Annotated in this window: 18 protein-coding genes; 7 read left to right on the top strand and 11 right to left on the bottom strand. The window is 70.8% G+C overall.

Annotation, left to right across the window (positions count from 1 at the left end):
* Nucleotides 1-140 precede the first annotated feature (140 nt).
* The 3 genes from D7X74_RS42905 (at nt 141) to D7X74_RS03975 (ending at nt 4452) form a co-directional block, all read left to right on the top strand.
* Complete coding sequence (locus D7X74_RS42905) at nt 141-1112, top strand: hypothetical protein (protein WP_158622174.1); 972 nt, start codon at nt 141-143, stop codon at nt 1110-1112.
* Nucleotides 1113-1372: 260 nt separating this feature from the next.
* Nucleotides 1373-2215 carry a carboxypeptidase regulatory-like domain-containing protein gene (locus D7X74_RS03980; RefSeq protein WP_120531571.1) on the top strand — a complete coding sequence of 281 codons (843 nt, stop codon included), beginning with the start codon at nt 1373-1375 and terminating at the stop codon, nt 2213-2215.
* A gap of 242 nt (nt 2216-2457) precedes the next feature.
* Nucleotides 2458-4452: a cell wall metabolism sensor histidine kinase WalK gene (locus tag D7X74_RS03975; protein WP_158620298.1), complete on the top strand. Its 1995-nt coding sequence runs from the start codon at nt 2458-2460 to the stop codon at nt 4450-4452.
* Here D7X74_RS03975 and D7X74_RS03970 read toward each other — a convergent pair.
* Complete coding sequence (locus D7X74_RS03970; RefSeq protein WP_370450707.1) at nt 4449-5501, bottom strand: LpqB family beta-propeller domain-containing protein; 1053 nt, start codon at nt 5499-5501, stop codon at nt 4449-4451. The two genes, D7X74_RS03975 and D7X74_RS03970, sit on opposite strands and share 4 nt — an antisense overlap.
* Nucleotides 5502-5577: 76 nt before the next feature.
* Entirely contained in the window at nt 5578-7197 is a 1620-nt protein-coding gene (locus D7X74_RS03965; RefSeq protein WP_120531568.1) for an N-acetylmuramoyl-L-alanine amidase, read from the bottom strand.
* 431 nt (nt 7198-7628) lie between these two features.
* Here D7X74_RS03965 and D7X74_RS03960 point away from each other — a divergent pair, with 431 nt between their 5' ends.
* Complete coding sequence (locus tag D7X74_RS03960) at nt 7629-8366, top strand: metallophosphoesterase (protein ID WP_120531567.1); 738 nt, start codon at nt 7629-7631, stop codon at nt 8364-8366.
* 208 nt (nt 8367-8574) lie between these two features.
* Nucleotides 8575-9156: a DUF2378 family protein gene (locus D7X74_RS03955; protein WP_120531566.1), complete on the top strand. Its 582-nt coding sequence runs from the start codon at nt 8575-8577 to the stop codon at nt 9154-9156.
* Nucleotides 9157-9207: 51 nt separating this feature from the next.
* Here the strand turns inward: D7X74_RS03955 and D7X74_RS03950 are convergent, their stop codons facing one another.
* Nucleotides 9208-10221: a hypothetical protein gene (locus tag D7X74_RS03950; RefSeq protein ID WP_199732684.1), complete on the bottom strand. Its 1014-nt coding sequence runs from the start codon at nt 10219-10221 to the stop codon at nt 9208-9210.
* 419 nt (nt 10222-10640) lie between these two features.
* Nucleotides 10641-12488, bottom strand: a complete 1848-nt coding sequence (locus tag D7X74_RS03945; protein WP_120531564.1) for a potassium transporter Kup — start codon at nt 12486-12488, stop codon at nt 10641-10643.
* Nucleotides 12489-12817: 329 nt separating this feature from the next.
* Here D7X74_RS03945 and D7X74_RS03940 point away from each other — a divergent pair, with 329 nt between their 5' ends.
* The gene (locus tag D7X74_RS03940; protein ID WP_120531563.1) at nt 12818-15412 is read left to right on the top strand and encodes a GAF domain-containing protein; all 2595 of its coding nucleotides are present in this window, start codon (nt 12818-12820) and stop codon (nt 15410-15412) included.
* A 3-nt stretch (nt 15413-15415) separates the two neighbouring features.
* On the opposite strand, the gene D7X74_RS03935 is transcribed toward D7X74_RS03940, so the two are convergent.
* Genes D7X74_RS03935 through D7X74_RS03920 form a run of 4 tightly spaced genes read right to left on the bottom strand, consistent with a single transcriptional unit; the run spans nt 15416 to nt 19409 of the window.
* The gene (locus D7X74_RS03935) at nt 15416-16447 is read right to left on the bottom strand and encodes a hypothetical protein (protein ID WP_120531562.1); all 1032 of its coding nucleotides are present in this window, start codon (nt 16445-16447) and stop codon (nt 15416-15418) included.
* A gap of 16 nt (nt 16448-16463) precedes the next feature.
* Nucleotides 16464-17120: a hypothetical protein gene (locus tag D7X74_RS03930; protein ID WP_147444208.1), complete on the bottom strand. Its 657-nt coding sequence runs from the start codon at nt 17118-17120 to the stop codon at nt 16464-16466.
* Between the two features lie 30 nt (nt 17121-17150).
* Nucleotides 17151-18872, bottom strand: coding sequence for a hypothetical protein (locus D7X74_RS03925; protein WP_147446462.1), 1722 nt, complete (start codon nt 18870-18872; stop codon nt 17151-17153).
* 24 nt (nt 18873-18896) lie between these two features.
* Nucleotides 18897-19409, bottom strand: a complete 513-nt coding sequence (locus tag D7X74_RS03920; protein WP_233595339.1) for a hypothetical protein — start codon at nt 19407-19409, stop codon at nt 18897-18899.
* 456 nt (nt 19410-19865) lie between these two features.
* Between D7X74_RS03920 and D7X74_RS03915 the strand changes: the two genes are divergently transcribed.
* Complete coding sequence (locus tag D7X74_RS03915; RefSeq protein ID WP_120531559.1) at nt 19866-21359, top strand: DUF4397 domain-containing protein; 1494 nt, start codon at nt 19866-19868, stop codon at nt 21357-21359.
* Here the strand turns inward: D7X74_RS03915 and D7X74_RS03910 are convergent.
* The 3 genes from D7X74_RS03910 to D7X74_RS03900 all read right to left on the bottom strand — a co-directional run bounded on the left by D7X74_RS03910 (nt 21356) and on the right by D7X74_RS03900 (nt 26568).
* Entirely contained in the window at nt 21356-22042 is a 687-nt protein-coding gene (locus D7X74_RS03910; protein ID WP_120531558.1) for a hypothetical protein, read from the bottom strand. The two genes, D7X74_RS03915 and D7X74_RS03910, sit on opposite strands and share 4 nt — an antisense overlap.
* 86 nt (nt 22043-22128) lie before the next feature.
* On the bottom strand, nt 22129-22788 hold the full coding sequence (locus D7X74_RS03905) for a DUF3575 domain-containing protein (RefSeq protein ID WP_120531557.1): 660 nt from the start codon (nt 22786-22788) through the stop codon (nt 22129-22131).
* Between the two features lie 174 nt (nt 22789-22962).
* The gene (locus D7X74_RS03900) at nt 22963-26568 is read right to left on the bottom strand and encodes a M1 family aminopeptidase (protein WP_120531556.1); all 3606 of its coding nucleotides are present in this window, start codon (nt 26566-26568) and stop codon (nt 22963-22965) included.
* Between the last annotated feature and the right edge of the window lie 88 nt (nt 26569-26656).

Genomic DNA, 26656 nt, shown 5'->3' with positions numbered 1-26656 from the left:
CATATCAGCGGGCGCCCTTCCCCTCCGCCCTGGCAGGCAGGCCGCCGGGATGAATTAAAAGCGCCACCGGCCGTCATGAGGGCACAGAGGTTGCGGAGCGGGACGCTTTGGGGGTCCACTTCCGCGCCAGGAGATTCTCCATGAACCGCTTGCTCGCCCTGGTCGTCCCCTTCGCCCTGCTGATGGGGACCGGCTGTGTCGTGGACGGCCACTATCACCGCCCCACCCGCGCGGCCTACGTCGCCCCCGTGGTGCAGTACCGCTTCGCCGGAGCGCACCCCATCCCCGACGACTACGGCAGCGGGTGGTGCCCGGAGGACTACAGCCACGTCCACGACTACGAGCCGCCCCAGGCGTCCTACGTCTACACCGACGACGTCTACTACTACCGGGGCCCGACGCTGGTCTGGTACTGGGACTACCACCCCATCCCCAGCGGCGGTTACTGCAGCTTCCACGGGCGCCACTCGCACGACTTCTACCCGCACGGCTCCTGGGGCCATGGGTACTCGTATGACCGCGGCAGCCGGGGCTACCGCTGGGACCGGACCCACGCGGCCTCCGCCGGGAACATCCGCTACAACACCGGCCCGTCGCGTCAGGCGGCTCCGTACAACGGCAACGGCAACAGCAACGTGGGCCGCCGCGGCCCTCCGGGTGGAAATGGCACCGGCGCCCGTCCGCCCAGTGGTTCCTCCAACAACGGCTGGGGCCGCAGCAACGCCGCCCCCGCCGCGAACAGCCGGCGTGACAACGACGACGACAACAAGGGCAACAGCGGTGGCTGGGGCAGCCCCGGCAACAAGAGCCGCGACGACGACAAGGACAACGACAGCCCCCGCAGCAACGGCAACAGCGGTGGCAACGGTGGCGGCTGGAGCAGCCCTGGCAACAGCGGGAGCAGCAGCGGCAACAGCGGGAGCGGCAGCAGCGGCAGTGGCCGGAGCAGCAGCGGCAACAGCGGCAGCAGCGGTGGTGGCTGGGGCAGCCCCAGCGGCAGTGGCCGAAGCAGCAGTGGTAGCAGCGGCAGCAGCGGCAGCAGCGGCCGGAGCAGTGGCAGCAACGGCCGGAGCAGTGGCAGCAGCGGCGGCGGCTGGAACACGGGCAGGTAGCTTCAGCACCCACAACAAAGGCGGGGCGCGCGGGTAGGCGCTCCGCCCGCTCCCTGGCATCCCACGCAGGACCCCGGCACCGGGCGCGGCCTTCCGTCACTGGCGGAAGGCAGGCTCCCGGTGCCGACGTGTTTTCAACATCCGGAAGCCTCGCCGTCCCAGGCCTCCTGCCCTCGCGCACACCGGGGCGTCCTGCAGGGGACGGACGGAGCCCGGCGACGGATTGCGATCGCGACGGACCGTGAAGATGTTGCGGCGCGATGAGACACTTTATTCGGGCGGCGGGTGGTGCCGTGCTCGGGCTGGTGGCACTGGCCTGTGGCGACGGCGGCTTCACACCGGACCCCGGCGTGCGGACCGAGGACGCCGAGGCCGTGGACCTGGAAAACCTTCGCATCCTCGTCAGCGGTCAGGCCGCCGTGTTCCCGGAGGCCGTGCGCGCAGGAGCGCCTTCGCTGGCCGGGATGGCGCTCACCGTCGAGGAGCCCCTGCGCGTGGCCGTCAACGACGCGGCCGCCACCTTCGCCACCGGTGAGGTGTCCGAGGACGGCGCGTTCCGCATCACCGACGTGCCCGTGCGCGACATCCACCAGGGGCTGGGGGTGGGGCTGGCGCACGACGGCCTCGTGCGCAGCACCACGCTCATCTACGACACCGCCTTCACCGGCACCCGTCCACGAACGGACATCATCGACGCGCACGCGTGGGCCCTGCCCATCGCCTTCGTCGACCAGCTGGGCACCGCCGTGGGAGCGCCCCGGCTCGTGGGTCACACCGGCGACCCGGCGGCCACATTGGCCACCGCGGGCTTCGTGCTCGGACGCGTGGTGGACCTGAACGGTCAGCCCGTGAGCGGTGTGCGCGTGGCGCTTGATCGCGCGGAGCTGGCGGACCGGCTCTACTACCCGTCCGAGGACCTCACCTCGGTGAGCCAGGCGGGCACCGCGTCCCACGGACTGTTCCTCTATGTGCACTCCGCTGCCGGTGTGGAGTCCTTCCAGGTGTCCGTTGAAGGTCAGGACGCCTACGTCGCGCGCAACGTGGACGCCGGCCCCGGCCTGGGCGTGGTGCTCACCGTGTATCCGGGACGCTACGCGCCGTAATTTCCCCTCGATACGAGGCCTCCCGCGAGGGGCCTCCCTCAAGGGAGCCTGGACCCGCCTTCCGCCGCCGCACGATGTCCGGCCGTTGTCGTATCTCACCCCGACAAGTCGGATATCCCTGCCTTCGGCGGACATGCGACGGCCCTGGCGTCGTATTGCCGGAGCGGCCCTTGAGGCGTGATGTTGTGGGCAGGTGCGATGCTGGCGTTCCGGGGGGGACGCGGACAATGAGCGGCCGATCCATGCCACGAAGCACGGCGTTGGTCCGTGCCCTTGCGCGCAGTTCCGCGGCCGCCGCCTGCCTGGTGGGCCTGTTGGTGCTGGTGGGTTGGGCACTGGACGTCATGGTGCTCAAGTCCATGGGCGCCGCGCTGCCGGCGATGCGGCCCAGCGCCGCGCTCGGATTGATGTTCGCGGGCGGCGCCCTGGGCCTGCGCCTGCGGTGCGGCGCGAGCCCCCGACACCGCCAGTTGGGCACCGTGCTGGCCTGGGCCACCGCCGTCGTGGGCGCGGCGAGCCTCGTGGACGGGCTCGTCATCGGGGGCATGCGGGGCGGACTGGATGCGCTGTTCCTGCGCCTCTTCGGCGAGGACGGCTTCGCGTCGCCCGGCATCAAGCCCTCGCCGCTGACGTCGCTGTGCCTGATGCTGCTGGGCCCGGCGCTGGCGCTGCTGGACAAGGGCTCTCCCCAGCGGCTGTCCTGGTCCGACGCGCTGGTGGCGCTGGCGCTGATGGCGGCGCTGCTGGGCCTCAACGGCTTCCTGCTGGGCCCGCTGGTGACGCCCGCCGTGCCGTTCTTCCAGGAGCGCAGCATGGGGCTGCACACCACCTGCATGCTCATCCTCCTGGCGGTGGGCACGCTGTGCGCGCGTCCGGACCTGGGGCTGATGGCGCGGCTCACGCAGGACACGCTGGGCGGCTTCGTGGCGCGGCGGCTGGTGCCGGTGACGCTGATGGGGCCGCCAGTGCTGGGGCTGACGCTGGTGGTGATGCACCTGTCGGGCAGGCTCAGCCACGACGCGAAGTTCCCCCTCTTCGCGACCGTGGTGGCCGCCGGCGGCGCCACGCTGGTGCTGATGGCGGCGCGCGCGCTGGACCTGCTGGACACCGAACGCAGACGGGCCACCACCGCGCTGGAGGCCTCCGAGGTGAGATTCCGCACCTTCCTGGACACCGCGCCCGACCCGATGGTCGTGCTGGACGCCACCGGCCGCGTGCGCTTCGCCAACGCGGAGGCGGAGCGCGTGTTCGGCTACCGGCGCGAAGCCCTGCTGGACCGGAGCGTGGAGCTGCTGGTGCCCGAGGGCCTGCACGGCCCGTCCAACCCCAGCGCCACGCCGCGCCCCACCGGAGGCGGGCGGATGGTGTCCGGCCGGCGCCAGGACGGCACCTGCGTGCCCCTGGAGGTGCGGCTGTCCCCGCTGGAGGGCGAGGAGGACGCCACCACCATCGCCGTCCTGCGCGACGTCACCGAGCGCCGCGAACTGGAGAAGCTGCGCGAGGAATACGTGGGCCTCATCTCCCACGACCTGCGCAACCCCCTGCACACCATCAACCTGCGCGCCCACCTGCTCCAGCGCGCGCTGCACGAGCGGAAGCTGGAGCGCGAGGGCCACATGACCCAGGCCATCATCCACAACGTGGAGTGGATGAACACGATGATCGAGGAGCTGCTGGAGGGCTCACGCCTGGAGTCCGGCAGTGTCACCCTGCGCCGCGAGTCGCGCGACCTGGGCCGCTTCCTGGAGGAGGTGCTGGAGCGCGACGTGGCCCCCGACGCGCGCGAGCGCTTCCGGCTGCACCTGGGGTGCTCGGTGCCCCCCGTCCTCATGGACGCCGCGCGGGTGGAGCGCGTGGTGACCAACCTCCTGACCAACGCCATCAAATACAGCCCCAAGGGCACGCCGGTGGACGTGCGCCTGTCCGCCGTGCACGACCAGGCCGTGGTGTCGGTGAGCAACCTGGGCGCGGGCCTGGCCGCCCGCGACGCCGCGCGCCTGTTCGACAAGTACTACCGCACCGAGGATGGACGCTCCGCGGACGGCAAGGGGCTGGGCCTGGGGCTCTACATCAGCCGGCTCATCGTGGAGGCCCACGGCGGCCACATCTGGGTGGAGAGCGAACCGGACCAGGGCGCCACCTTCTTCTTCAGCGTGCCGCTGGACGTCGCCTCGAAGCCCGGCTCCACGGAATCCGAAGCCACCGAACCCGAGGCCGTGAGGCAGCGGGCCGGCTAGCGGGACGTGAACCAGCGGGGCAGCCAGTCCGCGCCCTTCGCCGTGGTGAGCCGCGTCTGGCCCGTGCCGTCCGCGCGCATCAGGTACAGGTCGGTGTCGCCGTCGCGCTCGGAGACGAACACCAGCGCCTTGCCGTCCGGACTCCACGCCGGCATGTCGTCGCGGTGGGTGCCGTCCGTGAGCGCCACCGGAGCGCCGCCCGCCACCTGCGCCACCCAGATGCGGCTCTTGCCGTCCGCCGACCGCGCCACGTACGCCACGCGCTGGCTGTCCGGGCTGAACACGGCCTCGCGCTCGTCGCCCGCGTAGCCCTCGCCGGACAGCACGCGCAGGTCGGAGCCATCCGGCCGCACCAGGTACATCCGCTCCCGGCGCTCGCGGTTGCTCACGAACAGGAGCCACTTCCCGTCCGGGCTCCATCGCGGCGAGCGGTCCTCCATGTAGAACGTGGTGATGCGGCGCGGCTCGCCCGTGCCGTCCGCGCGGTAGACGTAGACCTCCGGATCCCCGTCGCCACTGCACACGCACGCCACCTGCGTGCCGTCCGGGGACACGTCGGGCTCGAAGCAGCCCTGCTTCACGTGCGTCACCTGCGTGTCCACGGCGTTCGCGGTGGGCAGCGCGCGCACCACGTCGCTGAAGCCCTGGGCGTCCGACTCCGTCACCAGCCACGTGCCGTCCGGGCCCCAGCTCGCGTTGCGCGCGCGGGTCCGGGGCGGATGCAGCGCCACCGTCGCGCCGCCATCCAGGGGCTGGACTCGCAGCTGCTGGAACACGCGCCCGTTCGCCTCGCCCGACGCCACCACCAGCACCTGGCGGCCATCCGGTGACGGGGGACCGGGGTATTCATCCTCCGGCGCGGAGGTGACCTGCGTCTCCTGCCCGTCAGGCGTCACCCGCCAGACGTCCTTCTGTCCCGCCCGTTCGGAGAGGAAGACGATGGTGCCCGGCAGGGCCCTGCGCTCCGCTTCCGACAACTGCGACGGGGTACCCGGGGCCGCGGGGGAAGCGCCGCCACAGCGGCCCTCGCACCCCACGGCGCCCAGCAACCCGAGCACGGCGCACCACGTCCGTGCCCGGAGGGGCCCCAAACGCGCCTTCCGTTCAAGGCCCCGTGCCTTCACCTCAGCGCACCCGGACGGCGTCGGCGATGACCACCGAGCCCGCGGCCTGCCAGCGGCTCAGCTGCACCTTGTTCCAGCCGGCGGTGAAGCTGTACGAGCCCAGCTGCACCCACTGGCCGCCGTTGGCCTGCTGGTTCACGGTCGCCGTGCCCAGGTTGGTGCCGGCCGCGTTGAAGGAGATGAACGCCGCGGCGGAGGAGCGGTTCGTGCCCGCCACCCACCACGCGTCCACCGTGCGCGTCTGCGCGGTGGGCAGGTAGAACCAGAACGTCGCCGGCTCGGAGATGGCCTCCGTGGCCGCGTAGTAGTAGCCGCTGCCGTAGTAGCCGGCGCTGGTGCCCGCGGTCCACGTGCCCGTCAGCTCGAAGCGCGCCTGGGCCGCGTCGTTGTTGGCGCTGTTGCTGTCGATGATGATCTGCCCGGTGGGCGTCGTGGTGCCGCAGTAGCTGTTGATCTTGCTCAGGTAGGACGACCACGGCCAGTTGGGACCCGGGTCCGTGCGCGTCGCGGGCTGCAGCTTGCCGTGCGCCACGATGTGGTAGCTGTCCTTCAGGATGGCGTTGTCGCGCGCGATGTCGCACGACAGCTTGGCGGACGCGTCAATCTGACCGGCCGGGAAGCTGGTCTGGCTGGCGAAGCCGCCGTGCTCGATGCCGATGGTGAAGTGGTTGGACTGCGTGCCGTTGAGCCAGCACTCCTTGCTGCTGTTGAGCGAGCAGTCGTACGTCGCGCCGATGTGGAAAGCGCGGTTGGCCTCGTTCACCAGCTGGGACACTTCGCTGCCGCTCTCGTTCACCACGTAGTGCGCGCTCACGCCCGACGCGCTGTTGGTGAGCCAGCTCCAGCACGAGGAGTAGCTGCCTTCACACGTGTGGATGATGATCATCGACGGGTCGCCCGCCGCGCCCGACGTGCGCGCGCCGTAGTTGCTGCTGGGCGCCGGACGCCAGATGGACGCCGCGTAGTTCGGCCCCGCCGCCATCGCGCGGACCTGGGGGCGCTCGAACTTCGCCTCCACCTTCACGGGCTCCAGCGTGGCGGCCACGGAGCCGTCCGTGTTGAGCGCCACCGCGCCCTCGTTGATGACCGCGTACACGCCCTTGTGCACGTGCTCCGCCTGCGCCTCCACGTTGCTGATGCCGCTCAGCCGCGCCACCACGGACGCCCACGCGCCCAGGTCCCCGCGCTCCACCTTCGCCTCGGTGGCGAACTGGGAGAGCAGCGCCGCGCCCGCGCGGATGTTCGCCGCCGCGTCCGTGCGCACCGCTTCCGCCGACACGCCGGCCAGCGCCGCGCCCTGCTCCAGGTCCGCGCCGCGCAGGGCCATCAGGCCGAACGCGGGCTGCTGGCCCGGGAACTCCTCCGTGCCCCGCACCATCTGCCAGCGCGTCTCCGTGTAGGAGACCGCCTTGAGCAGCTCCGCCGGGACGTTGAACTCCTGCGCGGCCTGCGCGAACAGCGGATCCAACTCACGCGGCTGGGCGCTGCCGGCCGTGTCCGTCGGCTGCGACGGCGTCTCGGTCTCGGAAGGGGTGGGCTCCGTGGGCTGCGCCTGAGGACCACACGCGGACAGCACCAGGGCGGCGGCGGCCGCCGCGAACGGATTGCGGAACGTTGACATGAGGGAACTCCAAAGTCGGGGGAGGACTCCATGACCCACCCCCGCATTTCCACGGGAGAGGCCCACGTCACTTCTACAGCACCACGCGTGCCAGCCCGTCCGGCCCGTCACCTTCGTCCAGTTTTCTTCCGCGACCGGTACATCCATGCACCACCCTCGCGAACCCCGTCCGACACCCCTTGACTCCAAGCCCCTGAAATCATGGAATTGCCTACATCCCAGGGCCCGTGGATGCGGACCGACGGTGCGAGTGGTGCATGCTTGTCGCACTGACGTGTTTCAGGACATCCGTGACGTAACGTTTTGTTACATCTTTTCCTGTATCAGGTTGGAATTCGGACAGGAGCGGACCGCACGGGCGGCGGGCCCGGGCGGAGGGCGGGTGCGAAGGGCCACCACGGGGGCGGGCCATCCGCTATGACGCCAGCATCATGCGGCTCTTCGGCATTGGCGACACACACCTGCCCTCCACGCGGCAGAAGGACATGCACCGCTTCGGTTGGACGGACCATCCGCTCCCGCTGCAACGCGCGTGGGACGAACGGGTGCGGCCGGAGGACGTGGTCATCGTCGCGGGCGACATCTCCTGGGCCACGCGGGCGCACGAGGTGATGGACGACCTGGCGTGGCTGGACGCGCGGCCCGGACGCAAGGTGCTGGTGCGCGGCAACCACGACTACTGGTGGGGTGACTCCGCGTCCAAGCTGCGCAAGCTGCTGGAGCCGTTCCGCACGCTGGAGGGCTTCCTCCACAACAACGCGGTGGTGATGGGCCCGTGGGTCATCGCCGGCACGCGGCTGTGGACCGCGCCGGAAGCGCCGCCCATGCCCGGCGGGGAGATGGGCGACGAGCCGTCCGACGCGGGCTACGTGGAGCGCGAGACGCGAAGGCTGGCCACGTCGCTGGAGGACGCGCGCAAGAAGGAGCAGGCCAGTCCCACGCCGCTCACGCGCATCGTCGCCGTGCACTTCCCGCCGGTGTACGCCAACGAGCGGCCCACCGCGTTCAGCGCCCCCATCGAAGCGTTCGCGCCCAAGGTCTGCGTCTACGGCCACCTGCACGCGGGCGGAATCAGCGCGGGCTTCACCGGGGACCGGGGCGGCGTGCGCTACGTGCTCGCCTCATGCGACGCCGCCGGCTTCGCGCCCCTGCTGCTCGACGAGCGCTGACGGCGCCCCCGTGCGTTTCCTTCCCCGTGCTTGACGGGCTGGGATGCACCCGACCCACCACGTCGTCCTGTCCGCCCTGACACCCGGCGTTGTGCAGGGGAATCCCACCGGGTAGGAGTCACGGGGCAGGTGCTTTGTCGACAGACGGGAGTGTCCCGTTAAGCTGGGGTTCGCTTCCTCACCACCGGGAAGCAAGGAGTTGGAAGTCATGCCGTCGGACAAGACCGAGCTCGCCGCCAGGATCGCCATCCTCCAGTCCGGGGATTCGGTCCGAGGGCTCATCTTCAAATCCGTGTTCAGCCTGGTGCAGCAGCACGCGGGCGCGAACGGGATGGAGAAGGTTCGCGTGGGGGAGCTGGACCACGACTACGCGGAGCTGCGCTCGTATCCGGCGAAGGAGCTGCTCTTGCTGCTCTACACCGTGGCCGACCTGCTGGAGGGCCAGTTGGGCTCGCCGGAGGCCGTGTTCCAGGCGTGCGGCGAGGTGAGCATCACGCGCTACTCCACCGGGCCGGGGATGCTCATCTTCGGCATCATCTCCCGAGGCGACCCGCAGAAGCTCTTCGCGGGCGCGCAGATGGCGTACAGCGCGGCGGTGTCCTACGGCAACCGCGAGTACCTCACCACGGGGACCAAGTCCGGCACCCTGCGCATGCGCCGGGACATGATGCCGCCCGCGTACCACGTGGGCATCCTCACCGGTTCGCTCAAGGTCCTGGGGCTCACGGGCAACGTCACCGCGAAGCAGCAGGGCCTGGACCGCGTGGACTACGACATCCAGTGGAGCTGAGGGCCGCGGTCCTCCCGCGCCCGCCGCTCCCCGCACCGCGTCGCCGCTGCTTCAGTCGACGCGGGTGAAGGTCACATCCAGCTGCGCGACGACGCGCTCGCCGACGGACGCGAAGCACTCGAACGTGTGGTCCGCGCCGCGCACCCTGGTGCGGCGTGAGCCGAACACCACCGTCTGCCCCGCGTAGGCCAGGCTGTCCGCGGACAGCTTCACGTCCTTCGCCACGAAGCGGGCGGTGTCGCACTGCTCCAGCGAGCGGCCCAGCGTGGTCGCCATGCGCGTCATCCCGCCCGCGACGACGGCCACCGGCATCACCGGGTGCATCGCGAAGTGGCCCTTGCACAGCTCCGTCGTGACGACCAGCGACGAGCGCAGGGTGTCCCCGTCCATCCGCCAGTCCGACAGCTCCAGCGGCTTGCTGTACGGGTTCTGCCGCAGCTTCGCCCACTCCTCCGGGGTGCGCTGCACGTTGTCCGCGGGGCGGGGGGCGGCGCGCATCTCCAGCTTCGCCTGACCGAACAGGCGGGTGAAGGCGGCGGCGGACAGCACGTTGTAGTCCACCTCCAGCCGGAACAGCGGCGTGCCGTCCGACGCGGAGAGCAGCGTGCGCGCCGTGCAGGTGCGCTTGCCCGTGTACTCCGCCTGCGCCAGCGCCCACAGCAGGTCCGTGGTGCGCTCCTGCGGCTGCGACGACAGCCACTGACCGCGCGCGGCGCTCGCCAGGTAGAAGTGCTGCCCGTCCTTGGGCGCCACCAGCGCGGAGGCACAGGAGCCCAGGATGGCCAGGTGACGGCCCGCCTCGCCCAGTCCAATCGGCATCGCCTGCGCGTCGGGGTCCATCTGCACCGGCACCCGAGCCACCACCTCACCCGGCAGCACCGTCACGTCCTTGAGCGCGAAGTACGGATCACGCACGCAGATTCGCGGGTACAGCTCCTGCGCGCTCAGCACCGTGTACGGCGCCGCCTCCGACAGGGGCATCAGCGGGCGCTCGGCCCACGGCATGACGGACTTCACGGCGGAAACCGAGGAGGACATGGAGGCAGGGGCGATGGCCTGGAGCATGGAAGGCTGACCTCGTTTCAGACGCCGGGTGTCGGGGGACACCTGGCCGCAGGGTAACCAAGTTCTCGTACGCCGGGACAGGATTATTTCTGCCCCGCGAAAAGATTCTCGATTCATCGGCCAAAGTGTTGCTGCCCTACCGTATTTTTTTATCCAAACCGGAATTCGTAGACGTCGGCGGTGCAAGATGAAGCAGCCGAGCGCCTGCGTAAAGCCCTGGTTGGACCCCACTGTCGGCCACTGAAGGGTCGTTCCGACCCCAGGGCAACCCCTGAAATCCCAATGATTCCAGGGGCTTGTACCTCGAAAGGTGTTCGGAACAAAGAAATGACCCCGCGTGAAGAGTGAGAAGATTCTCTTTTCGCGGGGTGAAGTCCTCGTGCGTCAGGTTCCGGGGCGCCGGAAATCCTGGCGCCGGCCTACAGCTCCACCTGGCTGCCCAGCTCCACCACGCGGTTGGGCGGGATGCGGAAGTAGGCGGTGGCGCTGCGGGCGTTGCGGCTCATCCAGGAGAAGAGGGCCTCGCGCCAGCCGGCCATGGCGCGCTTCTTGGTGGGGATGAGGGTCTCGCGTCCCAGGAAGAAGCTGGTGCCCATGAGCTGGAACTGGAGGCCCTTCTCCCGGCAGCGCTTGAGGATGTCCGGGATGCTGGGGTTCTCCATGAAGCCGTAGCGGGCGATGACGCGCACGAAGCCCTGCTCCAGGGGCTCCACCTCCACGCGCTCGGCGCCCACCACGTGGGGAATCTCCTCGGAGATGATGGTAAGCAGCACCACCTGCTCGTGCAGCACCTTGTTGTGCTTGAGATTGTGCAGGAGCGCGGGCGGGGTGCCCTCCGGGTTGCCCGTCATGAAGATGGCGGTGCCGGGCACGCGCACCGGCGGGTGGTCCCCGAAGCTGCCCAGCAGGTCCTTGAGGCTGATGCTCGACGCGCGCAGCTTGGCCGCGAGGATGTCGCGCCCCCGCTTCCACGTGGTCATCAGGGTGAAGATGCAGACGGCGAGCAGCAGCGGGAACCAGCCGCCGTCGACGATCTTCGTGGCGTTGGCGCCGAAGAAGGCCAGGTCCACCAGCATGAACAGCCCCGCGATGGGCAGCGCCACGGCGCGGCGGACGCCCCAGCGCTCGCGGGCCACCACGTAGGCGAGCATCGTGGTGATGCCCATGGTCGTCGTCACCGCGATGCCGTACGCGGCCGCCAGCCGGCTGGAGGAGCCGAAGCCCAGCACCAGCGCCACCACGCCCACCAGCAGCGCGCTGTTGAGGCCGGGCAGGTAGATCTGCCCCATCTCCTCCGCGGACGTGTGCACCACCTCCATGCGCGGGCAGTAGCCCAGCTGCATCGCCTGCCGGGTGGTGGAGAAGGAGCCGGAGATGAGGGCCTGCGAGGCAATCACGGCGGCGGCGGTGGACAGGGCGACGAGCGGGTACAGCGCCCAGTCAGGAGCCAGCAGGAAGAAGGGGTTTCGGGCGGCCTCCGCGTGGCGCAAGAGCAGCGCGCCCTGTCCCAGGTAGTTGAGCACCAGCGACGGCAGCACCAGCATGAACCAGGCGCGCCGGATGGGCCCCGCGCCGAAGTGGCCCATGTCCGCGTAGAGCGCCTCGCCGCCCGTCACCACCAGGATGACGGCGCCCAGCACCAGGAAGCCGTGCCACCCGTTGTCCATGAAGAAGGTCACGGCGTGCACGGGCGACAGCGACCAGAGCACCGCGGGGTTGTGGATGAGCTCCTTCACGCCCAGCACCGCCAGCACCAGGAACCACACGCACATCAGGGGACCGAACACCGCGCCGATGCCGGCCGTGCCCTTGCGCTGCACCAGGAACAGCAGCGCCAGGATGACGAGCGAGATGGGGATGACGTACGGCTCGAAGACGGGGGTGGCCACGCTCAGGCCCTCCACCGCGCTGAGCACGGAGATGGCCGGGGTGATGACCCCGTCGCCGTAGATGAGCGCCGCGCCGAACAGGCCCAGGGTGATGAGCAGGGGCCGCGCGCGGTGCGACTGGCCTCGGGGGCGCTGCATGGCCAGGGCCATCAGCGCCAGGATGCCGCCCTCGCCCCGGTTGTCCGCGCGCATCACGAAGATGAGGTACTTCACCGACACGATGATGATGAGCGACCAGACGATGAGCGACAGCACGCCCAGCACGTTGGCCGGCGTCGGGGTGACGCCGTGCGTGCCGGTGAAGCACTCGCGCAGGGCGTACAGCGGGCTGGTGCCGATGTCTCCGTAGACGATGCCTACCGCGCCCAGCGCCAGCATCGCGATGCGTTTGGGGGAATCCGGCCCCTCCGAGGAGGGGGCCGTTGAATCCGAGGGTGCGTTCACGGCCCCCGCTTTAGCCGAACCCCGGGCCGCCGCAACCGTGGCCACGTCCCTCCTCTGCTTTCCAAGCACCGCCGGGTGTTCCCATGTGGGCACCGCCCCCCTTGCCCCCCAGGGCGCCGCTCCCGGGAACGAGGCGCGTGCGGTCCACCAACGGTTCCGGGGTTTGGGTGTCCTGCATCCGTGAAAGCGGGGATGGCGGGACCCGGGACGCACTGCGTGCAGAGGGCGAACGTGGTTCCATGGAGGGGCAGCGGGGGGATGGCATGACGATGGTGGCGACCAGCAGGCTGGGCGAGGCGCGGCATTTCGGGGCGCATGCCCCGGAGATCGAGGAGCGGCTGGCGCTTCTGGCCGAGGCCTCCAGGGTGTTGGCGGATGCATCGCTGGAGCCTCCCGCGGTGATGGAGCGGCTGTGCGGGCTGGTGGTGCCGCTGTTGGGGACCGCGTGCGCGCTGCGGCTGCTCTCGGAGGACGGGCTGTGGCTGCGCACGGTGGCGTCGGCGTCATCGGCGCCGGAGTCCCGGGTGCGCTTCCAGGCGCTCATCTCCCAGCGGATGCGCGCGGACGAGGGCGTGGCGGCGGAGGTGCTGGACACGGGCGAGGCGCAGCGGGTGGAGGCGGTGCTGGTGCTGCCCCTGCGGGCGCGCGGGCGAGCGATGGGGACGCTGACGGTGTGGCGGGACGCGCCGGAGCCCCGGACCAGCGAACCGTTCGAGCCGTTCGACCCCGGAGAGCAGCTGCTGTTGCAGGAGCTGGCGGACCGGGCGGCGATGGCGCTGGACGTGGCGCGGGCGTACGCGGCGGAGCGGCAGGCCCGTCAGGCGGCGGAGGTGGCGGCGGGCAGGCTCTCGCGGCTGCAGCACGTCACCGCGGAGCTGTCGGAGGCGCTCACCGCCGCGCGCGTGGCGGAGGTGGTGCTGGAGCAGGGGCTGGCGGTGGCGGACGCGACGGGCGGGGGGCTGTGGCTGGTGGATCCGGACACGGCGCGCGTCACGCTGCTGCGCTGCGCGGGCTGCACCCCGGACGCGGAGGAGCGGCTGCGGCGGGTGCCCCTCACCGGGGAGGCGCCGGCGGCCCGCTGCCTGCGGGATTTGCGGCCCGTGTGGCTGGAGCGCGGGGACGCGCTGGAAGGGATGAAGAAGCCCGCCCCGTCGTCGGCGTGTCTGCCCCTGGTGGCGGACGGCCGCGCGCTGGGGGCGCTGGTGTTCGCGTTCAGCGTGCCGCACGGGTTCGACGAGGACGAGCGGGCCTTCCTCCAACTGGTGGCGCACCACGCGGCGCAGGCGCTGTCGCGGGCGCGGCTGCTGGAGCGGGAGCAGCGGGCGCGGGCGGCGTTGCGCGAGGCGCACCAGACGCTGGAGGCCATCATCCAGGCGAGCCCCGCGGCCATCATGTTGTTGGACCCGGACGGCACGGTGCGGCTGTGGAATCCGGCCGCGGAGCGGATGCTGGGGTGGACGGCGGAGGAGGTGACGGGGAAGGTATTGCCGGCGGTGCCGCCGGAGCACTGGGATGCGTTCCGGCACAGCCTGGAGCGCGCCACGCGGGGCACGGTGCTGGACGGCGCGCACCTGGCGGGGCGCAGGCGGGACGGCAGCGCGGTGCAACTGGCGGTGTGGACGGGCCGGGTGCACCCGGCGAACGGGCCGCCGCAGTGCCTGAGCATGATGGTGGACATCACCGAGCGTCAGCGGGGCGAGGCGGCGCAGCGCTTCCTGGCGGAGGCCGGCGGGGTGCTGGCGGGGAGCCTGGAGGAGGAGGAGACGCTGGAGCGCGTGGCGCACCTGGCGGTGCCGGCGTACGCGGAGACGTGCGGCGTGTTCCTGGAGGACGAGTCCGGCGGGGTGCGGTGCGTGGCCACGGCGGGCGGGGGCGAGCCCGGCGAGGTGCCGCCTCCGGGGCTGGCGGTGGTGATGCGGGTCATCCAGTCGGGGCGGCCGGAGACGCGCTCGGGGTTGTCGGACGGGGACCCGACGAGCGCGCACGCGGGCGGGACGTTCGCGTACCTGTGCGTGCCCTTGCAGGTGCGGGGGCACACGCTGGGGGCGCTGACGTTCGTCACGTCGAAGCGGGCGTACGACGCGCAGGACCTGGCGCTGGCGCAGGAGCTGGCGCGGCGGGCGGCGCTGGCGCTGGACAACGCGAGCCTCTACCGGGACGCGCGGCAGGCCATCCGGCTGCGCGAGGAGTTCCTGTCCATCGCGAGCCATGAGCTGAAGACGCCCATCAGCGCGCTGGTGCTCCAGGTGCAGAGCCTGATGGCGGGGCTTGCGCGTTCGGGGGCGCAGTTCGATCCGGAGCGCCTGCGGCGGGGCCTGGAGCGGGTGGACCGGCAGGTGAAGCGGCAGACGCTGCTGGTGAACGACCTGCTGGACGTGTCGCGCCTGAGCGCGGGGAAGCTGGAGCTGGTGCTGGTGCCACTGGAGCTGGGTGCGCTGGTGCGGGAGGTGGCGGAGCGCTTCGAACCGGAGTTCGCGCGCTCGGGGACGCCGCTGGAGTTGTCCCTGGCGCCGGAGGTGCGCGGGCAGTGGGACCGGCTGCGGTTGGATCAGGTGCTCACGAACCTGATGTCCAACGCGCTGAAGTACGGCCGGGGCAACCCGGTGCGCGTGGAGTTGGACGTGGTCGAAGGCAGGGCGCGGCTGCGGGTGAAGGACGGCGGCATCGGCATCGCGAGGGAGCACCTGCCGCGCCTGTTCCACCGCTTCGAGCGCGCGGTGTCCGAGCGCAACTACGGCGGCTTCGGGCTGGGGTTGTGGATCGCCCGGCAGATTGTCGAAGCGATGGGCGGCTACATCGAGGTGGACAGCGTCCTGGGCGAGGGCTCCACGTTCCGCGTGGAGCTGCCGCACGGGTGAGGGTCAGCGGCGCAGGACGGTGGGAAGGCCCTCGGCGATGACGCCACAGCCGCGCTCGGGGGACCGGGGGTGCAGGACGTGGCAGCGTTCAGGACCCGCGCAGTCCGTGTCCTGGGTGCAGGGCTGGACGCAGTAGCCGCTGGCCGCGTCGCAGGTGAGCCCCCGGGCGCAGGGGGTGGCTTGCGAGCAGCGCGTGCGGCATTCGAAGGCCTGGGTGTCCAGGCTGGGCTCCGCGAAGCCGCGCAGGCAGTCCTGGTTCTCGGCGCAGGGCGCGTCGTCCTGACAGGCGGGACCCACGAAGGGCTGGCAGACGGGCACTTCGCCGTCGTAGCCCTTCTCGCAGCGCTGGCCCTGGGCGCAGGGGCGGTCGCGGCAACTGGGGATGCAGGCGCCGCGCACGCGAAAGGCGTTCGTCGCGCACTCGGTCCCCAGGGTGCAGGTGTCGGGGTCGTGCACGTCGCACGGCAGGCCGCAGCGCTCCTGGAGGCAGAGCAGTCCCGGGACACAGGTGTCCTCCGGTTCCGGACCGGAGGCCGAGCACCGCTCACCGGCGACGCGCAGGCCCAGGCGGGTGCAGCGGCGGAGGCTCAGGCCGGACGCGGAGGTGTCCACGGGGTGGCAGGTCTCCCAGGACATGCAGTCGGACGCGTCGTCGCAGAAGCCGCGCAGCGAGCGGCATTCGCGGAAGCCGAAGTCCGGGCGGTGCGCGCACACCTGCCCCGGGGGACACGCGTCATCCGCGTCGCAGAGGTCCCGGCAGGACAGCGAGGCCTGCGTGTCCGCGTGGCAGTTGGAGGGGACGAACGGAAGGCGGACGCCGTTGCTCAGGACGACGACGTCGGGAGGCAGGGCACCGCCGGGGGCGTCGGGGTCTTCGTCCGGGCCGTCGTCCCCGAGGTCCAGGTGGACGGGCCGCCGGGTCAGGTCGGCCTGGGAGGTGAGGTCCGGCCCCGGCCACGCGAGCCACACCGCCGTGCCCACCGCGAACACCGCGGCGAGCAGCGCGATGAGGAGGCAGAGCGTGCGCGGATTCACGGGGTGCCCCTGGGGCTCATCGACCTGGGCTCGCCGCGAGCACCTGCTGCATCCACCGCTGACTCTCCTCGTCCCGGGTCACGAGCCCGTCGAAGCGACCCGCGCGCATCATGTCCACGAGGGCACGGTCCTCCGCGATGAGTTCGGCGGCCGCGAAGGGAAACATCACGGTGGAGCACCGACCTGGGACGAAGTCGGACTGCTCCGGCAGCAGGTCCATGAAACATGCGAGCTGGTGGAGTAGCGCCTCCACGTTGGAAGCCACCGGGACCACGTGCGGCTCCTCCTGAACGTCGACGTAGAGCACGGGCTGCACGCCGTGAGCATCCGCCAGGTCCGGCACGACGCCGTAATAGTATTCGAGGTTCGAGACCTGCCCGAAGAGGACACAGGAAGGGAATGGCGTCTGTCCCTGACCGCGCAGCCCTGCGTTCACGTCCAGGACCCCGTCCGTACCGGAGCCCGGGCGATACAGCACGAAGTCCCCCAAGGTGGCACGTCCCGTCCGTGCATAGAGCCCGGCGAGCATCGGGTCGAGCGGCGCACCGAGCCACTGCATTCCCAGTCGGGGGGCGTCGGGAGCGGGCGGATCCATCCTCACCGGGAAGCCGTGTCGGCGGCAGGTCTCCACCAACCGCGTCCATCCCGCCCCTCCCACTTCGCGCCCGGCCACGTGAACCTCTTCTCTCGAAACGCTGACGTCTCAAAGGCCCAGCATGACTTCGACGTCCCGCAGCGCGGCCTTGTGCGCGGAGGACAGGGCCGCCGCGGATTTCGACGGATCGTACACGACGTGAAACCACTGTCCGAAGTGCTTGCGGGTGATGCGCGCGACCTCATCCACTTCATTGGCGGAAATGCTTCTCGGACTCCTCCGGACCAGGGTCCAGACCGAGTTGATGCTCGTATGGACCTCACGGGACATGCCCACCAGGTTTCCCGAGACATTGATGTTCCGGAGGGGGAACAGGTGCGCGTATTCGAGGGGAACCAGATGGTGCACCGGATACGTGGCCACGAGCTCCGGTCCCAGTGTTCGCGCCAGTTGGGGTTGAAGCACGTCGAAGTACTCCTGCCGCGCCCACTCCCGGAGCTTGTCCTTCTCGTACTTGCTCTGAAGGGGCGTCCGCAGTCGCTGTTCCATATCCCGCAGCAGGGATTGGAGTTTTGCCTTCTCTCCCACTCCGAGCGCGGCCACGCCCTCCGCCTCCGCCTTCATCCAGATGCGCTGCAGGGCTTCGCGCTCCCCCGGCGGCGTCCGGATGAGCACCGTGCGAAACCACTGCGCTGCCTTCGCTCCGCCCTTCCCCAGCACCGCCACCACCGTGGGCGCCACAGCTTCGAACATCCCGAGCGTGCCCCTCGCGATGAATCCCCCCACGTACCAGTACGCGAGCTGTTCGAAGGACCACGCCCCCGCGAGACGTGCGTCGTCCCTCACCTCCTGCCGCCAGTGGCGCAGGATGTCCTCGTGCATCGCGCGGTACTCCTTCGCGATGTCCTCCATCGCCTCCGGTGGCGCCGGGGGCTCCAGCAGCTTCGCCGCCACCACCCGCCACTGGGCCCCGGCATCACCGCGCACGTGTCGCCCTTCCAGCTCCACTTCGACCGTGCGGCGTCCCACCGCGTTCCCGAAGGGCAGCAACGCCTGGACCCACGGCATGCGCGGATCCCCGCTCGCGGGGACACCCTGGCGTCCCAGCCCCTCCTGGACCTCGAAGACTCCCGGTTCGCTCTCCTGGAGCAGCCGCATGCCTTCGAAGTGCAGCCGTGCCTGCTGACGCACCCTTCCCTCCCGGGGAACGCCCGGAACGGGCAGCAGTTGCCGGGCCACCCCCAACGCATCGGACAGCAGGGGCTCGGACACGCCGGGCAACGACTCCGGCACCGTCCGGGCCTGCTCCGCGACCCGCCCTGACACCGTCTCCAGGTCGAAGCGCCAGCGCTCCGGCTCACGCTCCAGGGTGAAGCGCAGGCGCCGACTCTTCGTCCCCACCAGCGTGGACAGACTTCGCGTCAGCGCCTGGGAGAAACCCTTCCAGTCCCCGGAAGCTCCGGTCCCCCGTCCCACGGCCGTGCGCCGGAAGGACAGCAACGTCAGCGCGCCTCCGTGCGCCTGATACTCGAAGACCCACGCCTCGCCGGGGACTCCACGCTCACCCGCGACCGTCCAGAGCTCGCGCACCAACCGGTCCGCTTCGGCCCGCCGGGCGCGCTCATCGCCCACGGGGCTGGCACGCTCCAACTGGCCTTCCGATGTGAACCCCAGGTCCTCGTGCTCGGCACCTCCAACGGACGCGCTGCTCACGTCCACGTCGAAGGCGCCATCGCTCACGCACGCCGCCAGCCCGAACGCCCAGAACAGTCCCAGCACCGGCAGCATCCGGTGCCAGGACTGCGCCACCACCCCTCCGGGAAGCCTCATCGCCCCCCGAACCTACGCGGGAAACTACAGCGCCAGGAGCAGCAGGGACGCCTGCTCCTCGGGCGAGGCCGCGAGGAAGGCGTCCGGCAGCGTCACGACCGAGGGCGGCCGGAGGGAGGAATCACAGCTGCGCCGGCCTTCGTAGCTCCGTCCCGGCTCCGTCGCCTTCAGCCGGTACGTGCAGTCGTTCACGTACACCGTCATCTCCTGCGGCGACAGCGTCAGCGTGACGGGGCGGCCCCAGAAGCCTCCCTTCGCCTTCAGCACCTCCCCCTCCTTCTTCACCTCCAGGTTCACCAGCGAAGAGCCGATGTTGCCCTTCACCTGCTGATCCTTCAGCTGCAACACCACCGGGATATCCGCCACCCGGCCCCGTAGCATTCCCGGCAGCCGGGACAACTGGAACGCCTGTCCCGTGACGTTGTCCTCCGTTATCAACAGGTCATACCCGGCCAGCGGAAGACGCACGGACAGCGCCTCCCGGGGCTCCGCGGCGACCGCGGCGCCCAGGCCCGCGAGCACTCCCAGGACCGCCATCCCCCGACGCAACGCTCGACCTTGGCGCATCATGAACACCATCCTCCCGGACCCTTCGGGGGCCCACGTCGTCATTATCGACAAGGTGTGACCTTTCCAGGGAACGGGCACACCGGCTGGACCGGAGTCGTTGCGCGGTGATGGCCATTCCCCATTCGCCCCGCTTCCCTGCTCGGGAACCCTCCCCCGCCGGTGCTTCTCGAAGGACCTCCGCGCCGTGCGGCGACCGGGCAGGCGTGACGAGGGCCCACGGGGTCCGCTCGCCTGTCCCCGCACGGGCCCTCCGGCCTGAAGTCCCCTGATGCCCACGGCTTGCGACGTGCTCCAGAGGACAACGTCGGGCAACGACAGTCAGGGTTTCCAGGGGGTAGCCCCTGTGTGGGAGGGGTCCCACCCTACCGTCGTCGATATCGGTGTCGAGCCGCGCCCGCGGACCGCCGAGGAGGGGACTTCGACATGGCCTGGATGCGGAGGAAGACACTGCTCGCTGTCGCGCTCACGTCGCTGGGCCTGCTCGCGCCCGCGTGCGGTGGAGGCGACGGGGTGGACTCCGACACGCCCCCCGACCAGGACGGGCCGGTCATCGTCCCGCCCACCACCTCACAGCTTCGCATCGTGCAGGCCGCGCCGGGCGCGCCCGCGATGGACGTCTACCTCGCCGGTGACGCCACGCCCGTGGCCCGCGCCGTGGCCTATGGCACCACCACGTCCTACCTCACGCGCGAGCCCGCGAACGTGACCGTGGAGCTGCGTCCCACGGGCGCGGCTCCGGACTCAGCGCCTGTCGCCTCCATGCCGGTGCGCCTGGAGGCCGGGACGCGCTGGACGGTGGTGGCCGCCGGCCGGTTCCAGGCGACGGACTCCGAAGCGGCGCTGCGCACGGTGCTGCTGCGCGACAACCCCGTGCCCGCGGACCAGGGCCAGTCCCGCGTGCGCATCGTCCACGCGGGCTCCGACGTGCGGGACGTGGGCGTGGACCTGGGCAATGACGGCTCGGTGGAGGTGGCGTCCCTCTCCCGCTTCCAGAACTCCGGCGATGAAGCGCTGGTGGTGCCCTCCGGCGCCGCGCTCCAGGTGGGGCTCGTCACCGGAGGCACGGACCAGGTGCTCACGTCCTTCACCGTGCCCGCGCTCGGCTCGGGCACCGATACGCTGCTCGTCCTCACCGGCCTCTGGGCCGAACCCGCGCGCGCGGGCGACAGCTTCTCGCTGCTCACCGCCGGCCGCGACGGCACCCTGGCCATCCTCCGCCAGAACCCGACGCTCTACGTGCTGAACGCGTCCCCGGACGCACCGCCGCTGGACCTCTTCTCCAGCGACCGCGAGCTGACCGACGCCCTGCCCTACGGCGCGCTGTCCAGCTCGCTCCAGGTGCCGCCGGGCACCTACGTGCTCGACTTCTTCGCCAGCACGCCGGGCAACGCGCGGCCTGCTGACGCTCCGGTGGCCACCGCCACGACGCCCGTCCTTGTCCCGGGCGAGCGCTACCTGATGGTCGCCACGGGATACCTCTCGCCCCCTGGCCCGTCCGCGTCGGCGTTCACGCTGCTGCCCCTCACGGAGCGCTTCGCGAACGACCCCACCAACCTGCGCCTGCGCTGGGTGCACGCGGCGTCGGACACGCCCACCGTGGACGTGGGCCCGCTGGGTTCGGAGCGCCGCGTGCTGCCCGACGCTCCCTTCCTGGGCGTGCCCTTCGCCAGCGCCACCGCGCAGGACGGCCTGCCGCTGCCGTCCGGTGGCACCGTGACGCTGGGCGTGGTGCCCTCGAACGATGCCAACCGTTCGCCGCGCGCGACCTTCAAGCTCACGCCCCAGCCGGACACGCGCGTCTTCGCCGTCTCCACCGACCTGCCGGGGGCCGCACCGGGAGCCTGGGACCTCCAGCTGCTGCTGGTGGACACCTCGCGCACGCCGTGGACCGTGAGCGCGCAGCCTCGCGAGCCCTAGAAGGCCCAGCCCAGGTTGACGAGGACGCGCTGGGTGAAGCTCCAATCCGTCCGGTGGCCCTTCTGCATCTCAATCTCAACGGGAGGCTCACCGATCACGCTGGCACCCACCATGTCGTAGGACACGGCATCACGCCGCGCGCCCAGCCCTACGCCGGCCTGCACGGTGAAGCCGGGCTCCAGCACCACGCTGTAGCCCACGAGCGCCATGCCTCCCAGGGACCAGGTTTCCGACTCGCTGGGGATGAGCGGAAAGCTGATGCCCCCACCCGAGGGAAAGTTCCCCACGTTCTCATAGGTCTGCCGCCCGTAGCTCAGCTCCAGTCGCGGTGACACCCACAGGCCCTGGGGCGCGGTGCCCGACAGGTAGAAGCGCACCGCCGGTGCCAGGCCCACCCGGTATTGCGTGGTGTCCGTCCCCTCGAAACCAATCTCCGGCGGATCATCCATCCGCGACCGGTCGTGCTGGACGGACCCGAACACGCCCAGGCTCACGGAGACGTGCTCATCCAGTACGCGCTCCCCCTCGATGGCCAGTTGGGGATACAGCCCCTCCAGCGGCAGCGCCAAGGACACCACGTTGCGCCGCGCCACGGGCACCGACCCCGTCGTGATGCCCTCCTGCGCGAACACCGACGTCGACACCAACGACAGCAACAGTCCCAACTTCTGGATAGACACCATGTGATGAGCTCCTGTCATGCGATTGGACCCTTGTGGCACCTCGTTCGAGGCCTCCCCGCAAGGGATTGATTCACGCCCCGTGAGCCCTAGAAGGCCCAGCCCAGGTTGAGCAGGAGTTGCTGCGTGAGGGCCCAGCTTTTGTCCTCGCTCTTGTGGATGGAAGTGCGGCCTTGCAAGTCCTGGGAGCGGTACTCGGCGGAGGAGAATTCACGCCGGGCGCCCAGCCCCACACCCGCTTGGACTGTGAAGCCAGACTCCAGCACCATGCTGTAGCCCAAGGCCCCCGCCCCTCCCAGGAACCAGGATTCATAATGGTTCTCGTTGAAGGCCTGATTGACCGCCGCGGAGCCCACCGTCTTGTTGGAATCACGCCCGTAGCCCACATCCAGGCGTGGGGACACCCACAGGCCCTGGGGCGCGGTGCCCGTCAGGTAGAAGCGCATCGCCGGGGCCAGGCCCGCCTGGAAGTAGCGGGCGTTCTGCTCCCCCAGCTCGTCGACCGGCACGTTGTCGTACTGCCGATGGTACTTATACAGGGACACGAACACCCCCAGCCCCACGGAGACACGGTCGCTCAGCACGTGCTCTCCATTGAGTTCCACCCGGGACTGCGCGCTCACCGGCACCGACACCGTCAACACGTTGCGCCGCGCCCCAGGCACCGGGCCCGTCGTGAGGCCTTCCTGCGCGAACACCGACGTCGACACCAACGACAGCAACAGCCCCAACTTCTGGATTGAAACCATGTGCTGAACCCCTCGTCACGAGTCCGGACCCTCACGGTCCGCTGTGCGGGGGAGCCCTTCGCAAGCGATGTGCCAGCGTGCTCACAGAGGGAGCGACCGGGCGTGAAGCCTGACATCCTGACAGCGTGTCAAACGCGCGCGGACGCGCACCTGTCAGCGTGTCATGTCATCGCGTCACGGCGCGGTGAGCGGGGCCAGGGCCTGCTCGCGGCGAAGTTGGAGCACGCGCACGTCCGGGTCCACCACCAGCCGCTCCGGCGCGAAGTCCGAGCGCACCGTCACCCGCGCCCCTGCTCCCGCGAGCGGCTCCACGCGCACCCGCGCCTCGTGGAAGTCCGTGGCCGGCGCCGTCTCTGTCGAAGGTGTCGCCGGGCGCTCGCCCTTCACCACCGCCACCTCCACCGGCATGCGGCCGGTGCCCACGTTCGTCACCGTCGCCGTGGTCACCCACTCGGCGCCCTCCTTCATCACCCGGGCCTCGGTGACGCGGTACTCCGGCACCACCACCTCGAAGAAGGCCTGTTGGGTGAACGCGTCGAAGGCCGCCGCGTCCGGCGCGAAGGGGCGCATCACGGCGAGGAAGTCCTGCAGCACCGGGTGGTCCGCGTCGGTCATGTAGCGCTTCAGGAAGGCCTGGAGCCCCGCGTGCATCGCGGGCCGGCCCATCAGGTCCTCCAGCATCCAGAACGTCCAGCCGCCCTTCTCGTAGAAGACCGCCGTGTCGCCCTCGCGCGAGCCATCCAGCTTCACCAGCGGCCGTTCGCCATCCACGCGCCGGTCCTTCGCGTAGCGCTCCTCCATGCGCCGCGCGGCCTGCCGGCGCGCCTCCGGTCCGTCGAGCTGTTCAATCAGCTTCAGCGCCGAGTAGTGCGACATGCCCTCCGACAGCACGTCCCCGCCCGGCCCCTTGCCGGGGATGAGCAGGTTGCCCCACCACTGGTGCGCCGCTTCGTGCGCGGTGACCAGCAGCACCGCGTTCACCTCCGGCGACGTGAGCGTGAGGAACCCGATGGACTCCGAGAACGTGATGTCCGTGGGGAAGCCCTGCGCGTAGTTGTCCAGGCCGGCGAACTCCGACAGCTTCAGCTCCGCCCACGGAAACGGGTGGAACCACTCCGAGTAGTACCGGCGCGCGCCGTCCAGCCCCCGCGACATCTCCTTCACGTTGAAGCCATGCGACGGGTGGTGGAACACCACCGTGCCCTCGCCCTCCACCCGGTCCCACCTGCCCGCGATGATGTTGAAGAGGCTCACCGGATGGTCGCTGCGCCAGACGGTGGTGCGCCGGCCGTCCTTCACCGTGTCGCTCTCCCGCACGCCCACGGAGTTGAGCGTGTAGGCCTCCGGAGCGGACAGGCGGATCCGCGTGGTGAACGGCGTGCCGGTGCCCCAGGCCGCCTCCGTGGGCCCCACGTAGAAGTCGTCCGGGTACACGCGCGGCTCGTAGCGGTTCTCCTTCGGATCCACGCCGCGCTCCTCCAGGTAGCCCACCACCGGCGCGAACGTGGGCTCGAAGCTCGTGAGCACCACGCCCGAGGGCAGGATGAACTCCTTGAGCGTGCCCCCCTCGCGCGATGCCCCGTCCGGCACGCGGCCCTGGAACTGGAAGCCCACCTTCAGCGTGGCCCCGGGCACAAGCGGCGGGGACGGCGTGAAGACATACAACCCCGAGCGGTCCTCCGGCGCCGCGTCCTTCCCCTCCACCGTCCAGCGCACGTCCTTCCAGGCATCGCCTCCGGAGAGGGCGAAGCGCGCCAGCGGCGTGGCCTGACGGTTCACCAGCGTGTACGTGCCTTGCGTGCGGAAGGCGCTCGCCTCCGGTTCCAGGTCCACGTCCAGGTCCACGTCCACCAGCGCGGGCTGCGGCGCGTCCTTCCACGTCGCCAGGTTCTGCTGCCAGTACTGCTTCGCGCGCAGCTTCGCCGCCGCGCCCTGATACCCCTGCCCCACGAGCACGCCCAGCCCCACGAGCGCCACCGCCGGAACGACCAGGTACGGCGAGAGCCGCCACGCGCCGCGCGCCAGCCCGGACGGCTTCAGCGCCTCCAGCGTCGTCACGGAGTCCCGCGCGCGCCGCCCGTCCAGCCGCACCGCCAGCGCGGTGAAGAAGACGGCCATCCCCAGCGCCGCCACGCGGTTGAGCACCAGCGCGGAGCGGTCCACCTGGAACGCGCCCAGGTCGGTCCACCGCACCGCGTCCCACAGCGGCCAGTTGGTCACCCAGGTGAGGTCCCCGCGCACGGCGAGGAAGCCCGTGAGGCCCAGCGCGCCCAGCGCCAGCGCGTACGTGCCGAAGCGTCCCCCCGTCACCGAGCGCGCGGCCAGGATGAAGCCCGTCCACAGGAAGAACGTGGGCATCAGCAGCAGGCCCCACACCCACACGTACGGCGTCAGCGTGAGCGGCACCGTGCCCTGCGACAGCTGCACCAGCGTGCCCGCGAGCGCCATGGCCGACAGCAGCGCCACCGCGACCAGGCTGTTCGCCAGCGCCTTGCCCAGGAGCACCGACAGCGTGCGCACCGGCGTCGCGTCGTGGACGGGCGCGAAGCCACACGCCTGCTCCCGCTCCAGCGACTCCACCACGTAGAACATCAACAACAGACACACGAGCACCGACGCCTGATTCATTGAGCGCACCGCGAAGCGCCCCGGCACCAGCAACAGCTCCGTGTCGAAGGGCCCCGTCGCCGTGGCGGCCTGCGACACCATCTGCAACAGCAGGAGCGGCAGGAACAGGTAGAGCCCCGGCTGCGACAGGAGGCCCCGGGCCTCGGCCCGCGTCACCGTCCACAGCCCCGCCCAGAACCCCGGCGGCTTCACGCCCATGCCCAGCGCGGACAGCGGCGCCTGCGCGTGGGACAGCGCCACCTGCGCGGGCGGGGCCTCGATGCGGTCGCGCATCGCGCGCGAGGGTTTGCCCCCCACGTCCCCCCGGAGCACGCGGCGGAAGTGGCGCTCGCTCCAGGCCACCGCGCCCAGGCCCAGGCCCACGAGCGCGAACCGGCTGACGACGAAGAGCGCGTCCAGCCCCACGGGCTGCGTGTTGTAGAAGTCCACGCCCCGGTCCACCTTGGTCCACGTCTCCGTGAGCCAGCGGAAGCCGCCCGGATCCAGGGCCATCAGGAACCGGTTCACGCGCGGATCCAACCAGCCGGGCGACCAGTTCCAGAGGAAGAAGGCGCACAGGAAGAACAGGCCCACCGGCAGGAAGTACACCGGCACCGCGCGGCGCGTGCGCTCGCCCATGGCGAAGGCGGCCCCCGCCATGAAGACAATCAAGGGCAGCGCGAACCACGCCGCCGCGCGCACGTAGTGTCCCAGGACGAAGGGGCCCCGGAACTCCGCCGCGGCCCCCGACGGCACGACGTGGTGGAAGAAGACGAGCAGGCCCATCATCGCCGCGAGCGCCATCACGTACGCGCCCAGCACCGCCAGGAACTTGCCCCACACGTACTCCGCGGGCGTCAGCGGCGTGGTGTGGAGCAGCGGCTGCACGCGCGCCTCGTCGTCGGAGATGACGGCCATGCCCGCGCCCACCGACACGAAGAAGGTGAACAGCAGGAAGGTGAGCAGCAGGACCGTCTGCGCGACCGCGAAGCCGCTCGTCACCCACGCCTTCTTGCCGCCCACCTCCGTGCTGCCCGAATCAATGGTGACGCTGCCCGACGACACGCCCCACGTGACGAACACCAGCAGCACCAGCAGCACCCAGAACAACGGACGGCGCACCTGGTGGCGCCACTCCGTGCGCGCCACGTGACGCAGTCTCGACAGGTTCATTCTCCCACCGCCGCGGCCGGCGCCGGGGGCGTGGGCGCGTCCTTCATCAGCAGCAGGTAGGCGTCCTCCAGCGTGGGCGGGGTGCGCT

Source organism: Corallococcus sp. CA047B (assembly GCF_003612065.1).
GTDB lineage: Bacteria > Myxococcota > Myxococcia > Myxococcales > Myxococcaceae > Corallococcus > Corallococcus praedator.
Note: the sequence above shows the minus strand (reverse complement) of the source record. Positions and strands in the feature narration are given on the sequence as shown.